Origin of the sequence: Methylobacterium longum (genome assembly GCF_022179385.1) — a bacterium.
Taxonomy (GTDB): Bacteria; Pseudomonadota; Alphaproteobacteria; order Rhizobiales; family Beijerinckiaceae; genus Methylobacterium; species Methylobacterium longum.
Genome location: NZ_BPQS01000039.1, coordinates 34008 through 49023 on the forward strand (window position 1 = coordinate 34008; position 15016 = coordinate 49023).

Annotated in this window: 14 protein-coding genes and 1 pseudogene; 6 read left to right on the top strand and 9 right to left on the bottom strand. The window is 68.6% G+C overall.

The genetic code is table 11. The features are described 5' to 3' along the window. Window positions 1–57: 57 nt before the first annotated feature. Genes MFF58_RS23885 through MFF58_RS23905 form a run of 5 tightly spaced genes read right to left on the bottom strand, consistent with a single transcriptional unit; the run spans window position 58 to window position 5330 of the window. Window positions 58–1065, bottom strand: coding sequence for a Gfo/Idh/MocA family protein (locus MFF58_RS23885; protein ID WP_238291504.1), 1008 nt, complete (start codon window positions 1063–1065; stop codon window positions 58–60). Further along, complete coding sequence (locus tag MFF58_RS23890) at window positions 1062–2210, bottom strand: ABC transporter ATP-binding protein (protein WP_238291505.1); 1149 nt, start codon at window positions 2208–2210, stop codon at window positions 1062–1064. Before MFF58_RS23890 ends, MFF58_RS23885 begins: the two co-directional genes overlap by 4 nt. Before the next feature lie 10 nt (window positions 2211–2220). Beyond that, window positions 2221–3081, bottom strand: a complete 861-nt coding sequence (locus MFF58_RS23895; protein ID WP_238291506.1) for a carbohydrate ABC transporter permease — start codon at window positions 3079–3081, stop codon at window positions 2221–2223. Between the two features lies 1 nt (window position 3082). Further along, on the bottom strand, window positions 3083–4039 hold the full coding sequence (locus MFF58_RS23900) for a carbohydrate ABC transporter permease (protein WP_238291507.1): 957 nt from the start codon (window positions 4037–4039) through the stop codon (window positions 3083–3085). 4 nt (window positions 4040–4043) lie between these two features. After that, a complete protein-coding gene (locus MFF58_RS23905; RefSeq protein ID WP_238291508.1) occupies window positions 4044–5330 on the bottom strand; it encodes an ABC transporter substrate-binding protein in 1287 nt (428 codons plus the stop codon). Window positions 5331–6052: 722 nt separating this feature from the next. Between MFF58_RS23905 and MFF58_RS23910 the strand changes: the two genes are divergently transcribed. From MFF58_RS23910 to MFF58_RS23920, 3 genes are read left to right on the top strand one after another with little or no spacing between them, the layout of a single operon-like run. After that, complete coding sequence (locus MFF58_RS23910) at window positions 6053–7399, top strand: chromosome partitioning protein ParA (RefSeq protein WP_238291509.1); 1347 nt, start codon at window positions 6053–6055, stop codon at window positions 7397–7399. A gap of 23 nt (window positions 7400–7422) precedes the next feature. Further along, a complete protein-coding gene (locus MFF58_RS23915) occupies window positions 7423–7962 on the top strand; it encodes a hypothetical protein (protein ID WP_238291510.1) in 540 nt (179 codons plus the stop codon). A gap of 21 nt (window positions 7963–7983) precedes the next feature. Continuing rightward, complete coding sequence (locus tag MFF58_RS23920) at window positions 7984–8448, top strand: ATP synthase subunit B family protein (RefSeq protein WP_238291511.1); 465 nt, start codon at window positions 7984–7986, stop codon at window positions 8446–8448. A gap of 260 nt (window positions 8449–8708) precedes the next feature. On the opposite strand, the gene MFF58_RS23925 is transcribed toward MFF58_RS23920, so the two are convergent. After that, a complete protein-coding gene (locus tag MFF58_RS23925; protein WP_238291512.1) occupies window positions 8709–10043 on the bottom strand; it encodes a glycoside hydrolase family 16 protein in 1335 nt (444 codons plus the stop codon). Between the two features lie 78 nt (window positions 10044–10121). Beyond that, window positions 10122–10328 carry a hypothetical protein gene (locus tag MFF58_RS23930; RefSeq protein ID WP_238291513.1) on the bottom strand — a complete coding sequence of 69 codons (207 nt, stop codon included), beginning with the start codon at window positions 10326–10328 and terminating at the stop codon, window positions 10122–10124. Window positions 10329–10729: 401 nt separating this feature from the next. Between MFF58_RS23930 and MFF58_RS23935 the strand changes: the two genes are divergently transcribed. Together MFF58_RS23935 and MFF58_RS23940 are read left to right on the top strand one after the other, a co-directional pair. Next, entirely contained in the window at window positions 10730–11878 is a 1149-nt protein-coding gene (locus MFF58_RS23935) for an acyl-CoA dehydrogenase family protein (RefSeq protein ID WP_238291514.1), read from the top strand. After that, window positions 11875–12459 carry a cytochrome b gene (locus MFF58_RS23940; protein WP_238291515.1) on the top strand — a complete coding sequence of 195 codons (585 nt, stop codon included), beginning with the start codon at window positions 11875–11877 and terminating at the stop codon, window positions 12457–12459. Before MFF58_RS23935 ends, MFF58_RS23940 begins: the two co-directional genes overlap by 4 nt. 339 nt (window positions 12460–12798) lie before the next feature. On the opposite strand, the gene MFF58_RS23945 is transcribed toward MFF58_RS23940, so the two are convergent. Further along, complete coding sequence (locus tag MFF58_RS23945) at window positions 12799–13812, bottom strand: SDR family oxidoreductase (protein WP_238291516.1); 1014 nt, start codon at window positions 13810–13812, stop codon at window positions 12799–12801. A gap of 191 nt (window positions 13813–14003) precedes the next feature. On the opposite strand from MFF58_RS23945, the pseudogene MFF58_RS23950 reads away from it, so the two are divergent. Beyond that, window positions 14004–14279: pseudogene (locus MFF58_RS23950) on the top strand (alpha/beta fold hydrolase); the annotation flags it as partial. Between the two features lie 635 nt (window positions 14280–14914). On the opposite strand, the gene MFF58_RS32350 reads toward MFF58_RS23950, so the two are convergent. Next, a partial coding sequence (locus MFF58_RS32350) for a hypothetical protein (RefSeq protein ID WP_132368140.1) occupies window positions 14915–15016 on the bottom strand: 102 nt, incomplete at its 5' end.

Consider the following 15016-nt stretch of genomic DNA (forward strand, 5'->3'; position numbering starts at 1 on the left):
CGCCGCCGATGCCCTCGTGCCGGAGCGGCGGGACGGGACCCGCTTGCCGGTCCGCGGTCACCGCGCTTCCGCCCGACCGGCGAGTCGGTAGCAATCCTCAACGAGCCGCAGCGTCTCGAGATTGTCGGCCGGTGCCGTCTCGAACGGAGCGCCGTCGTCCAGGCGATCGACGAAGTGGGCGATCGTGGCCGCGTAGGATTCCTCGTAGGCGGCGGCGAGGTCGAAGGTCCGGAGCCGGGTCTCGCGCCCGGTCATCGACAATTCGGAGCCTTGGAGCCGGATCGCACCGTCAGGACCCAGGATCTCGAGGCGATCGGGGGCCGCGGGCGGGGCTCCGTGTGCCGCCAGGGTCGCGAAGACTTGCACCGGCAGTTCGCCGGCGCCGGCAAGTTGGATCAGCGCCGTATCCTCCCCCGCGAGGTCCGGGCAGGTCCGGCTGGTCGTGCAGGCGGCGACCTGCAGCGGACCCAGCAGCATCCGCAGGGTATCGAGGTGATGGATGAGGACTTCGGCGACGAGCATCCGCGCCTCGTCACGCATGAACGGCTGGCGTTCCAGGGCGGGGAAGTGCCCGGCGTCGTCCGGAAGGGTGCCGCTCGTGACGAGCTCCAACCGGGCCGCGAAGGGGCGCCCGATGATCCCGGAGCGAAGCCACGTCGCGATCTCGCGGTAATAGGTGCGGAACCGCCAGTTCTCGTGCACCATCAGGCGCGACCGGCCCTGCACCGCGGCCACCAGAGCCTCCGCCTCGGCGAAGGTCGGGGCCAGGGGCTTCTGGCAGAGGATCGGCAGCCCGTGATCGGCCGCCAGGCGGACAAGCTCCGCATGCACCGCGCGGGGGGCGGCGACATCGACGGCGTCGAGTCCGCCCGCCGCCAGCATGTCGTGGGCGTCGGCGTAGGTGTGCGGGACGTGGAACGCCCGGGCGCGCGCTTCGCGCTTCTCGGCGGACGGGTCCGCGATCGCCACGACCTCGGCACGGCCCCGCAGGGCGGCCCAGCCCTTGAGATGATGCTGCGTGACCCATCCGGCCCCGATCAGGCCTATCCGTCGGACGGCGCTCAATGGACCCCTCCAGCCCGACCCGGGTCACCGCCCGGTCGCGAGAGCGCGGGGACCGCCGCGGTGGACCGGGGGTCGAACAGGAAGGCCGCATCGGGCCGGAAGAACAGGTCGACGACCTCGCCCACCCTCGCGCGGGTGTCGCGCGGCAGGCGCGCCGTGCACTCGGTTCCGCCCTCCGTCTCGACGGCGAGGAGCGTCTCGGCGCCGAGGGGTTCGACGGCGAATACCCGCCCGCGGATCCGGCCCGCCGCCGCGGCCCCGGCGGCCTCAACGGACAGGTGTAGGTCCTCCGCCCGGACGCCGAGCACGACCTCGCCGGCGGCAAGGGGGGCGAGCACGGCGGGCGACCAGCGCGTGAGGGCGGTCTCGATCGCGGCCGTGCGGACCCGATCACCGCCGGAGACCGGCACGGTGAACAGGTTCATCGGCGGCGCGCCGAGGAAACGGGCGACGAAGGTGTCGGCGGGGTTCCAGTAGACGTCGAGCGGTTTCCCGACTTGGGCAACGCGCCCGCCGTTCATCACGCAGATCCGCGTCCCCATGGTCATCGCCTCGACCTGGTCGTGGGTCACGTAGATCATCGTGGAGGCGAGCCGATGATGCTGCTTGATCAGCTCGTTGCGCGTGTTGACGCGCAGGGCCGCGTCGAGGTTCGAGAGCGGCTCGTCGAACAGGAACACCATCGGCTCGCGCACCATGGCGCGCCCCAGGGCGACGCGCTGGCGCTGCCCGCCCGACAGGGCCTGCGGTTTGCGGTCGAGGTAGGGGATCAGGCCCAGCATCGCGGCAGCCTCCCTGACCCGCCGCTCGACCTCGGCGGACGGCGTGCGGCGGCGCTTGAGGCCGAAGGCCAGGTTCTCGGCGACCGTCATGTGCGGGTAGAGGGCATAGGACTGGAACACCATCGCGATGTCGCGGTCCTTGGCAGGCACGTCGTTCATCGTCCGCCCGTTGATCGAGAGCGTGCCGGACGAGATGGTCTCCAGGCCCGCGATCATGCGCAGCGTCGTGGACTTGCCGCATCCGGACGGACCGAGGAGCACCATGAATTCGCCGTCCCCGACCGTGACGTCAACGTTGTCGACCACGACCGGCCCGCCGGAGCCGTAGCGCTTGCAGATCCTGGACAGCTGAACGACCGCCATCTCGGCCCCCTTACTTGACGGCGCCCGCGGTCATGCCGCGGATCAGCTTTTCGGAGAAGAAGACGTAGGCGAGGATCACCGGAACGACCGAGATCATGACCCCGGCCGCGATCATGCCGATGTCTTGGAAGTGGTCGCCCATGAAGGCCCGGATGCCGATCGGCAGGGTGCGCTTGTCCGGGTCGGTGATGAGCACCACCGCGAACAGGAACTCGTTCCAGAGCTGGATGAAGTTCAGGATCAGGGTGGTGGCGATCGCCGGCATGCCGATCGGCAGGACGATGCGGCGGAAGATCTCGATGTCGCCGTAACCGTCCATCTTGGCCGCATCGAACAGATCCTGCGGGATCCGGGCGAAGAACCCCTCCAGCAGGTACACCGTCAGCGGCAGCTGGAGCGAGACGTAGACGAGCGTCAGCCCGAGCAGGCTGTTGTATAGCCCGTAATCGACCAGGATCTGATAGAGCGAGATCAGGGTGATCTGCGGCGGGAAGATGATCGACGAGAACAGGATGCCGTAGATGATGCGGTTGCCGCGGAAACGGTAGCGGGCGAGGGCGTGGGCGGCCGCGGCGCCAACCAGCGTCACCGCGGCGACCGCGGCGACGACGACGATGGTCGAGTTCCAGAAATAGGTGGCGAAGTCGGAATCGACCCAGGCGATCCGGAACTGCTCCCAGTGGAACGGACGGGGCCACGCGTAGTGGTCCGCCGAGATCTCGCCCGTGGTGCGCACCGACATGGTGGCCAGCCACAGGAACGGCCCCAGCGTGTAGGCGGTGTAGGCGGCGATCACGACCGCGAGGGCGGTCCGGCTCGCCAGGAAGCCGCCCCGCCCGCGGGCCGGGGGCAGGGTCGCGTCGGCGCTCACGTCAGTACTCCAACCGATCGCGGGATTTGAAGACCCGGTTGAGAACGATGACGGCCGCGCAGACCACGCCGAACCAGACGGTCGCGATGGCCGACGGGTAGCCGAGATCGAAGGTGTTCCAGTTGAAGGCGCGCTTGTAGACGTAGGTCGAGACCGTCTCGGTCGCCCAGAGCGGCCCGCCGCCGGTCATGATCCAGACGAGATCGAACACCTTCATCTTCCCGATGAAGGCGAGGACGTAGAGGTTGAGCAGCGTGGGCCGCAGCATCGGCACGATCACGTAGCGGAGCTTCGCGCCCCAGCCGCAATTGTCGAGTTCCGCCGCCTCCAGAACCTCCGACGGCAGCGCGTGGATGGCGGCCAGACAGACCACCATGTTGAACCCGGCCCATTTCCAGGCATGCGTCACGATGAGGGCCGCCAGCGCCGTGTTCGGATCGCCGAGCCAGGACCGGGTCAAGGCGTCGAGCCCGGCGGCCCGAAGGCCCTCGTTCACCACGCCCCAATCGTAGTTGTAGATCCACATCCAGAGGATCGCGACCACCACGTAGGAGAGAAGGACGGGCGTGAACCACGCCACCCTGAAGAAGCGCGAGAAGGGAATGCCCGCATAGAGCGCGAGCGCCAGGAGGAGGCCGGTGGCGACGTCCAGGATCGGGGCGACGAAGGCCCACACGAACGTATTGCGGACCGCAATCCAGAACGTCTCGTCGCCGAGCAGGTCGCGGTAGTTGGCGAGCCCGACATAGCTGCGCTCCGAGCCCTCGATCGTGAACAGGCTGTCGAAGATCGTCCGGAAGGCCGGGTAGGCCGTCAGGCCGAGATAGATCACGAGCGCGGGGGCGAGGAAGACGACCAGGACAAGCCAACTCGCCCGGCGCGGATCCGACACGCGCCCGATGGCCGGTGCGCGTTCCAAGGGTGCCGCCTCGGTCTCGAGCGCAGTGCTGCCCGCCACCGCGTCAGCTCCCTTTGCGGCAGGCCGCGTCCATCTTGTCGGCGGCCTCACCCACGCCGATGAGCCCGGCCGGAAGGGCGTTGTTGATGACCTGGGTATAGGTCTCGGCGCACTTGCCGCGATAGTACATCAGCGGAGTGCCGAAGAAGTAAGTGGCGCCCGTGTTGCGGGCGTTCAGTTCCGCGAAATAGTCGGCATGGCTGGAGTTGATCTTTGAGGGATCCGACTTCAGGCCGGTCTGCAGGGATACCTGCTCCGTCCATTTGTCGCCGTTCCCGACCGTGGCCATGGATTCGAGCAGCGCCCCGGCGCACGCCTTGTTCTTCCCGCGCGCGTACATCACGAAGCTGCCGGCGACCGCCAGCGTCTTGCAGGTCGGGCATTTGCCCTCGTCCATGGAGGGGAACTGCATGATGCCGAGGGGAAAGCTCGTCGGCATGCCGCCGCTCTCCGGCGAGGCGAAGGCTCGTCCCGTGAACCAGCTCGGATCCGGGAAGGTCAGCGAACCCGGCTTCTGGTAGAAGTAGTAGTGAGACTCGCCCAGTTTCAGCGTCGCGAAGCTCTTCGGATAGGCGCCGGCATCGACCAGACCCTTGAGCCAAGTCATTACCTCGACGACGCGGGGGTCCTTGAACGACAGGTTCCCGTTCAGGAGCTTCCCGTAATCCTCGGTGCCCAGCTTGCGCAGGAGCGACTCGAAGAGAAGCAGGCCGCCGGGGAACGGCCGGTCGCCGACGCCCTGGGACACCGGCGTGATGCCGGCGGCGGCGCCCTTCCTGACCAAGTCCGCGAAGCCGGATTGCGTGAGCTGGAAGGAGGGCGGTACCTCGACCCCGACTTTCTTCACCAAGTCCTTGTTGTAGTACAACTCGACCGTGTACGCCTCGACGGGCAGACCGTAGACCTTGCCTTTGTAGGTCCAGGCCGGCTTCGCCCAATCCTCGAGCTTGGCCAAGTCGACATGACCGTCGAGCGGTTCGAGGAAGCCGCCCGTCAGGAACTCGGGTTGATCGGGCTCCAGATAGAAGACGTCGGGTGCCTGCCCTGTACGGACGGCGGATTTGGCCTGCGTGTAGATGTCGGCTTTGGGGATGAAGCTCAGCTTGACCGCGCATTGCTTGTTGGCGGCCTCGAAGTCCCGGACGCGCGCGGCCACCCAATCCTTCTTGGCCGGTTCGTCGGGCCAGTTCGACCACATGGTGATCTGGACGGGCTCGGCCGCCGCGGCCGTTCCGGCCGCGAGCAGGCTCCAGGCGAACACGGCCGCCATCCCGGTGCCCGCACTGCGCATCGCACCTTCCTCCCTCGTGATTGTTGCGCTGATCGTCCGTGACCGGTCCGAAGTTGTCAATAAAAATGCGGTCTGTGAGCACGGCCGTGTCGACGGTGCCGCTGATCCCCTATGTTTTATCGATAATCTCGTGGGCGGCAGCGCATTCGCGACCACCAGCACTGTCAGCTCCCTCCAAGTCCTCCGTCGGACGGGGTCACGGGTCGTCGAGGCCGGCCGGGGCATTCACGCACAGCCGCCACGATGCGCGGATCGCAGGGATCCTGACGGTCGTCGCACGCGCGATAGGGTCGACGACGCCGGTCGACACGGCGACCGGGATGGCCGCCGGCAGGACGACCCGATCCTGTTGCCGGATTGCACCGGGGTGCCACGTCCGTCTGGCCGGGGTCGCGGGCCGGGACCGGATCCTCAATCCTCGGCGGGATGACAGAATCTGGAGATTGACAAAGCCCTGTCAGATAGCAGTAGCATAAAATTAACGCTTACGGAATCTGGCGGCTCGGAGACGTTTGATGGCATGGTCGCCGTTTCGGAATGGTTTGTTTTCGGCGGATCGGGCGGTCGACCTTACGGACAGCAAGCGGTCGCAGGCGGCAGTACAATACCCTCAGCGTGAAGAATTGCGTTCTAGTGGTGCGGCTGAGTTGCAGACAGCAGCAGTTCAGTCGCCGTCGCGTGATCCGCTCGATGCCATCGGGCAGCGCGACGAATTGGTCCGCATGCGCGTCAGCGAGATGAGCGGCCGGCTCGAAGAACTGAAGTCGCTGCAGGAAGACTTTTCCTCGGTCCTCACGCCCCTGATCGCCATCTCCGAGGAGCTTCCGCGCGCCACGATGCGGCTGGCCGAGGTCGAGGCGCTGTTCGCCAAGGAGCAGCAATCCGCCCTCGCGGCGCGGCGGGAGGTGGGCGAACTCGCCGTCAGGACGGCGACCCTGACGAACGAGTGCGCGGCGATGACCGCGGAGGTCACCCGTCTGGAGAGCGGTATCCACACACGGGATATCGAACTGGAGCAGCTGCGCGTCAGCGTACGCGACAAGAGTCTCGCGACCGAGAACTACGAACGGCAGCTCGCCGCCGAGGTGGAGCAGACGAAGGCCCTGTCCGGCGAGAACAAGGCCCTGCGCCTCGAGGCGCAGGCCGCCGATCAGGCCCTGTCCCGGTCGGAGCGCGACCTGGCCGAGACGCGCGAGCGCTTCGCGATCCTCGACCAGGACAATCGTCGCCTTCAGCTGCTGTGCGAGGAGCAGGAGGCGCGGCTGGCCGACACGGTGGCCCGCTACGAAACCTTGCGCGAGGAGGCCGAGACCGAGCGGCAGCGGCTGCTCGCGATCGAGGCCGATTTCGCGGCCGAGGTCGCGGCCCGCCAGAAGGCGGATGCGCAGCACGAATCCGAGATTGGCGGGCTGCGGACGGAGCGGGCGAGCCTCACGATGAAGCTCGAGGCCGCGACCAACCGCGCGTCAGCCACCGAGCAGCTGCTGGTTCAGCTCCGCGCCCAGCTTCGGGAGAAGGACGAGGCGCTGCGCGTGGCGGAGCGGACCGTCAAGGAGGCGGTCATCGAGCGCGCGACGGCCGACCGCCGGGTCGAGGCGGTCCAGGCGGATCTCGCCCGCCAGACCGAGCGCCTGCTCGACGCGCAGCGGATCCGGTCGGACCTGGACAACCGGTGCGACATGCTGGCCAAGGCGCTGGCGGCGAAGGATGTCGCGGTGGAGCAGGCGACCTCGCGCGCAGCCCTCCTGTCCGAGCGCATGGAGCAGCTGGCGCGGCGCCACGAGGCCGAGATCCAGGAACTCGAGGTGGCCAACCGCAGGCTCGTGGAGGATCTGCAGTCCGAGCGCTCCGAGCGGGCGATGACGCAGGGGGCGCTCGACATCGCCCGCGAGAGCCGCATCGCCCTTCAGAAGCAGTACGAGTCGCTCAAGCGGGACACGCGGCGCTTCCGCAGCTTCGACGACGGCGACGCGTCCGCGCAGGCCGAGCCCGCAGCCGGACGACCCGCGGCGGCCGCGGACGCGAAGAGTAACGTTCGGCCCTTCGTTCCCTCCGACCGCGTCAGCTAGCTTCGAAATCGGAGATTCTCATCATGCTACGTGTGGAGGCGGCATTGGCAGACCAAGCGTTCAAGGACTCGAACTCGTCGATGACCGCGACGTGGCTGATGCGCGGGATCAAGCCGGACGGTTCGATGCCCCTGCAGCAGGAGGCCGCGGTCAATACCCGGTCCGAGACGCTGCATCGCGAGGCCTCCGAGGTTCACAAGATGCCGGGCGTGTCCCGGGACTGGTCCTCGGCGCTCGATCTGATCCGCGAGGCGACGGAGGCGATCAGCATCAACGAGGAGCGCGTCGCCGATCTGGAGGCGCAACTGCACCAGGTCACGACGACCGCCAACGAGGAGATGCGGGAGCTCAACGTCAAGATCGCGGCCGCCGAGCGTCGGGCGCAGAAGGCCGAGGAGCGGGCGCGGACGGCCGAGGCGAGGGCCAACGAGGCCGAGACGTGGCTCGTCCGCATCCACGATGCGGTATTGAACGGCTTCCGCCGCAAGCCCAGCGCAGGGTTCGCCCCCATCGAAGTCGGCGGTCAGGACCTCATCGAGGCGCAGCAGGCGTCGGAGAACTGATGCGCTGATCGTCAGCCGCTCATGGACGCGCAGTCGCTGAGCCGGACCAGTCTGGTTGCCGAGCGCTCCCCGGATCCGCGCGCCCCGGAGGGGGATCGCGGGCTTCCGCAGCGTCTGCCGGAGCCGGCCCTGACCCTGCAGATGATCGAGGCCGCGATCCAGAGGCAGCGCTTCGTCGAGGACGAGGGCGAGCGGATCTTCGAGCGCGCCCAGCACCTGCTGGCCTCCGTGAAGGCGGAGCGGACGCGCCTGCTCGGCGAGATCGAGCACCTGCGGGCCGACCTTACCGAGACGCGCAACCTGTTGCGGCAGACCTGCCGGGACCTCGCGGAGGCCGAGCATCGCGCGGAGCTGGCGGAACGCCGCGCGACGGATCTGGGGGCCCGCAACGAGGAGATGACGAGCTTCTGCGTCCGCCTCGTCGATGCCGTCGAGCCGATGCTGGGACCCGACGCCGTGCTGGCGGCCGGCAGCACGGACCGGTAGCCCGAGTCGGCAAGTCTTCCGGCCACCCCGTGAGCCCGACATGCCGGGGATCGTGATCCGCCGAGGCGGGCAGGCCGGGGCGAGGTTCAGGATCGGGGAGACGCGGTCGAGCGAGCCCGGAATTCACATGCCCGCACCGGCACTTTGACCGAGCGGCGGGATGGAAATGTTCCGGCCGGTCGCCTCTTGAACCTGACGACCCTGAGGACGGACCGGAGCGGGAGACCCCGGGGCCTCCCGCGCTTCTAAGCGTCGACCGGTCACCAGAAGTGCATCAGGGTTTCCAGCATCCGGTTGGCCAACCCGGCGCTTTCCGGGTGTTTCTCGGCGTACTGGACGATCTTCTTCTGTGCTGACAGCGCGGCCGCTCGCGCCTTGGGTGAAGCCGTGAACGCCCGGAAGGCGTCGTTGCCGCCCGTCGAACTGGGCAAGCCGTTGTATCCGGTGGACGTTGCGGCGACGGGATTCGGCGCGCTTCCCGTATCGACGGGAGTGCTCGAAGTCGTGGCCGCCGGTGTGGGGACCGTGTCCGTACCGGGCGGCGACACAGGTACGGTGTGATCTGCCACGGTGGCAGTCGGTACGCTCTGCGTTTCGCTTCCACTCGCTGCCGTGCCGGTCGAGCCGGCGCTGGAGAGAGAAGGAGCCTGCGGCGCGACCACGACGGGCTCGGTCTGACTTGGCGTGCTCGCGGTGTTCGCGGCGCCGGTTGTCAGCTGATGATCCGTGTCCGCCCCGGCTAACGTCGGGCTTGGGCCTGTGTTCGTGGCGGTATCGCCCGAGCTGGCGGTCGTACCGCCGGAAACGGTGTTGCCGTCGCTCTGGCCGGTAGTGGAGCGGCCCGGGTTGTCGCCGGGGCCGCTGGTGTTCGTCGCGGTGGTGGTGGTCTGCCCGGCGGTGGCGGTCTGACCGGTGGTGGTGCCCGAGCTTGTGCCGGTGCCGCCGCTGGCCGTCGCGGTGGCGGCTCTCGCGCCATACAGGCCCGGATCGCGCCCATCCGGCGCGGAGACGGCACCCTGCGTTACGGCTGTCGCATTCGGGTCGTTCGAGTAAGCGCGGATGTAATCGATGTGCGACGCGATGGAGCCGCCCGAGGCGCCGTCCTGCGTCGCCAGGTTGGTCATCAAGTACATCGGACTTCGCATGTCCGACGGCGTCGCCTGGGACCCCTTCAGCTCGCCGTCGACGTAGAAACTGATCCGGTCCGACTGCCAGTTCACGCCGTAGGTGTGATAGCCGGCCGGATTAGCGCTCGCGCTGAAGACCTGACGATTGTCCTGCCACGGCACGCCGTTCTGCGAGTCGGTGGTGTGGATCGTGCTGTAGACACCCGCGTCGTAGTTTCCGTAATGCTCGACGACATCGAGTTCCTGCCAGCCCCCGGCCTTGTTCGGATCGGCGATCTGCTTGTCGGGCATCAGCCAGAACGCGTCCCAGGCGCCGGACTGGGACGAGAAATCGGCCCGGACTTCGAAGTGGCCGTACTTCTGCGAGAAGTTGCCCTGCGTGGTGATGAGGCCGGATTCCCAGCTTCCCGGATAGCCGGACGTGGTCGGATCAGGCTTGGCTGTGATCGTCAGCGCCCCGCCTTGCACGCTGAACGGATCGTAACCCGAGCCTGAATCGACGAACGATGAACGGCCGAAACCGATGTCGGAATTGGCATCGTAGCGCTAATCCGGGCGGATATCGGCATAGGTGGTGCCGGCACCTGTCTGGGAAATGCTGCGCGTATCGAACTCGTCATCAAAGGTTAGCTTATAACCCGACAGATCCGGAAAGGATATTTTCCCCATTTCGACGGCAAGAATCAGCCATTCGTCTTTGTTATAAGACATCTTGCCTGCATTGCTCGGGCCGGACATCGCGACCGGCGCCATGATCAGACTGGTATTCCTATTAATTTATCTGTGGAAACACTACTCAGGCGGTTGTGATGCTGTCAGGCTTTATGTCCGGGATGTGCCTGTAAACGATGATCACCCCGTCGGCGGCAGCACGCCCCAAGGGGAGGTGGCCGCGCGATCGCGGCTGACGCCACACGATCCCCTGCGCGAAGACGGACTGGAAGGCGCGCCGCAGCGAGGCGGTGCCTTCCGGACACACCGATATGGCGCGCGGCGCGCACAGGCGGCCTCGCCCGATCCGTCCCAGCCCATCGTCCCCACTGCGACGGCTGATCACGCCGACGTTACCAGTAGCCTAATGTTACACTCTTTGCGTGGGCGACCGGCCGCGCAGTCGTTGCGACCGGGGCGGCTGTGGCCTGGATGGGGGCATCATGGACCAACGGACGCCTGCCGACCTGACGCACGACGTGGTGGGCGCGGCACGCGCCGTGTCCCTGTCGGCGGCGCAGCGCGCGCGGGCCGAGGATCGCGACGACGGCTTCCCGAGCGACGATGTCGCCGACCTCGTCCGCCTCGGCTTGTTGGCGGCCCCCGTTCCGGCGGGGTGGGGCGGGGCCGGCCTGGGCGAGGAACCGGGAGCCCGGAACCTGATCGACGTTCTCCGTCTCGTCGGCTCCGGCAGCCTCGCGCTCGGACGGGTCTACGAGGGCCACGTCAATGCCCTGCAACTCGTCGCCCGCCACGGCGATCCCGATCAATGCGCGCGCCTGTTCGCCGATGCCCGGGCCGGCCACCTATTCGGCGTCTGGAACACGGAGCCACCCGGCGGAGGCCTCCTCCTCGCGGAAGACGAGGCCGGGTATCGCCTGACCGGCGTGAAGACCTTCGCGTCGGGGGCGGGCTTCGTGACCCGTGCCCTGGTCACCACGCGAGCGCCGGGCGGGGAGGGGACCCTCATGCTGGTCGTTCCGCTCGCGCCCGGGGCCGGTGCCGACCTGTCCCCCTGGCAGGCGCAGGGCATGCGCGCCTCGGCCACCGGCACCCTCGATTTCGACGGCCTGCGGGTTCCGGCCGACGCCGTGCTCGGCGGACCCGACGGTTACTTCCGCCAGCCGGATTTCTCGGCCGGCGCGTGGCGCTTCACGGCGGTTCAGCTCGGCGGCATCGAGGCGGTGTTCGACGCGTGGCGGACGCACCTCGTCCAGCTCGGGCGCGGCGCGGATCCGCATCAGCTCGCCCGCCTCGGCGAGGGGGCGATCGCCGTCGAGGGAGCGCGGCAATGGGTGGTCCGGGCGGCCGCCCTGGCGGCCGACGGAGTGCTGGCCCCGGAGCGGATGGTGGCCTTCGTCAACCTGTGCCGGCTCGCGGTGGAGAAGGCCGGCCTCGACGTGCTCCGGCTGGCGCAGCGCTCCGTCGGCCTCCAGGGCTTCCTGCGGACGCACCCGCTGGAGCGGCTGTCGCGCGACCTCGCCACCTATCTGCGTCAGCCCGGACCGGACCGGGCCCTCACGGCGGCGGCGGCCGAGATCCTCGCGACGCGCGACAGGGTGGGCGATCTCTGGGGCGGAGACGCGGCGTGACCGCCGTCTCCCGCTTCCCCGCGCCGCCGCTCGGGGAGGGGCGCCGATCCGCGGTCTGGCGCGACACGCCGCGGCGCTACGGCCGCATCAGCCGCGGCTTCCACTGGGTGATGGCCGCGCTGTTCGCGTGGCAGTTCACCGGCGCGATGCTCTACGTCACCATCGGCGACACCGCGGTGACGCGCTTCGTGGGCGGCAGCCACTTCACCCTGGGCGCGACGCTGTTCGTGCTGGTCCTATTGCGCGGGGCCTGGGGATTCGCGAACCTCCGGCGGCGCCCGCCTCATACGGGCCGCCTGGGGCGCGCCGCGACCATCGGGCACGGCGTGATCTACGGCCTGATGATCGTCGTGCCGTCTCTGGCGTTGCTCCGCCAGTACGGCTCGGGCAAGCCCTTCGCGCCCTACGGCATCCCGTTCATGCCCGGGCGGGACAACAAGATCGCCTGGATGATGGTTCCGGGCGACCTGTTCCATTACTGGCTCGCCTTCGTCCTGCTGGCCGTCATCCTGGGTCACGCCGCCATGGCGGTCCTGCACCGCATCCTCTGGAAGGACGACGTGCTGGTGCGCATGACCTGACGGCCAGAGGGCGGGCGGGGCTTCGCCCCGCCCGCCCGCATCCGCTCAGACGAAGTGCGCGGGCAGGCCCAGCGCCTGCGCGTACACCATCAGCGCGATCGCGCCGCCGATCAGGGTGGTGGCGATGGTGATGCGGTTGGTCCAGGTCATTGTAGCCTCCATCGGGTTCGCGACTGTGTTCGCGCTGTGACCCCGATGTATGCTCAAGCTTTCGCGAACGACGTGCTCCGGAACACCTTCGGATCAATGCCGCCGCGGTGCCGGGAGCGGCGGCCGGTCTCGATCCGGCCGATCATCCTCTCGTCCGTGGACGGACCGGGGATCGTCGGCGGCCGGCACTTACCGGCGCCGGCTCCGCACGGAGGCAGTCCCGAGCACCGCGAAGGCCGTTGCGGCGCCGACACCGAGGAGGCCGGCCGCCGCGGTGAGCGGGTGCAGGGTCGCCCGCGTGTATGCGCTGCTGCGCATGACCGGCACGGGCGGATCGCCCCGGGTCTCCCCGGCCGGGATCGGCGCGTGCAGGGCGCCGTCCGGGTTGCGGGGAGCGCTCGCGCGCTTCTGCAGGGCGACGATCGCCGGGGCGAGGTAATCGTAGGCGCCCGGAGCAAATTCCTTACCGGCCGTGAAGGCCTTGCCGGCGCCGCCGACGAAGATATCGCGCTGCGGATGGACGGCGGCGTGCAGGACGGCGTTGGCGACCTCGTCGGGCGGATAGATCGGCGGCGGCAGGCTCGGCTCGCGGTCCATGTAGTTGCGCGCCCGCTGAGGCAGGGGCGTGTCGATCGAGGCCGGCTTGATCAGCGTCACCGACACCGGCGCCTTCTCGACCATCAGCTCCATGCGCAGGGCGTCGGTGAAGCCCTTCACCGCGTGCTTCGAGGCCGCGTACATGCCCTGGAACGGGAAGGCGAGGTCCGAGGCGATGCTCCCGACGTTGATGAGCGCGCCGCCATGCTGGCGCAGGTGCTCGGTCGCCACCAGCGATCCGAACACCGTCCCCCAGAAGTTGGTTTGGATCAGGCGCTCATGGTCCGCGTCGCTGATCTCGCGCAATCGCCCGTAGATCGAGACGCCGGCGACGTTCACCCAGGTGTCGAAGCCGCCGAAGGTCGCCTCGGCCGAGTCGGCGACGGCCTGCACGTCCGCGCGGTTGCCGACATCGGCCACGACGTGGATCGCCTTGCCGCCGACGCCCTCGATCTCGGCCCGGATCCGCGCCAGGGCGTCGCCGCTGCGCGCCGCCAGGACGACCCGGGCGCCGCGCTTCGCCGCCATCCGGGCGGTGGCGAGGCCGATGCCCGACGAGGCGCCGGTGATCACGATGACCTGCTCGCGGAGCGGCTTGTGCTTCATGCGGTGAACCCCGATTCCATCGTGCGCCGGCGCGGCCGTCGCACGTCAGGCTATCCCCTCAGCAGGGGGCATTGTTCCTGGAACGGGGGTGGTGTCTGCGTCGCAGGGGCCGACCGGTCTCTGCCGGAGCGCTGGAACCCTGACGGTTTCCGTGGTGCCGTGCGCTCCTCAGGGAGGAGGTTCGGCGAGGCCGTGCGCCAAGCGGGTTCGGGCGCCAACTCGCAGCGGTGGGAATGGCTGGCGACCGCCGTTCACGGCTCGCCGCGATCACGGCGCCGACCCTCGTCGTTCACGGGACGGACGATCCTCTCATTCCGCCTGCCTGCGGTGCGGACACGGCGGCTTCGATCCCGGATGCCGAGATGATGTTGATCGCCGGGATGGGCCATGACCTGCCCCCATCCCTGTACCGGGTCATCGCCGATGCGATCGAGCGAACCGCTCGCCGTTCAACCAGCTTGGCGTGAGGAGGGTAGGAAGGGCACCATCAGACGGGCACCATTCCAGGGGGGCCGAGCGGCTGCCTCCGAGAAGGCGGTTGTGTCGTCCCTACGGTCGCGATGGGTCCGAAGCGGCCGTGAATGACGGTCTGCCGGTTGCGCCTGCGTGACGAACCGGCCGCACTCGGTCTTCGCGGCATGATCCATCGGCCTAGCGTCGGGCGCGGGGCCGGGATCGATTCGGACTGGATCGAACATCGCCCGCGTGACGTTCCTCTCGAGCTACACTGGCCAAACAGGAGGAACGCTCGTGCGTATTCGCTATCTGCTGCCGCTCGTCGGCTTGCTCGCGCTCACGGCCTGCAAGGACGAGAAAAAGGCCGAGAACCCCGCGCCTCCGCCGCCCCCAGCCAGCACTGCGCCGGCAAACCCCGCGCCTCCAGCGACGACGACGAATCCGGCCCCCGCCACCAAGCCGTAACCAGGGTGCCGTGACGCTGGCGAGCCCTGGGGCGTTACCCGAAGCCGCAGGGCTCGCCCATCCGACCGGAGCGCCTGACGCCGCACCGGTCTGGAGACTTCGACCCGACCGAACCGCGCGGGACGGCTGCGACGGATCGCAAGCAGCCGCCCGTTCCCTGTGTTCGAGACGGGTTCTGGTGTCAGCGTCCGTAGATATCCTCGACGCGGATGATGTCGTCCTCGCCGGTGTAGGATCCGACCTGGACCTCGATCAGCTCGAGCGGGATCTTTCCGGGATTGGC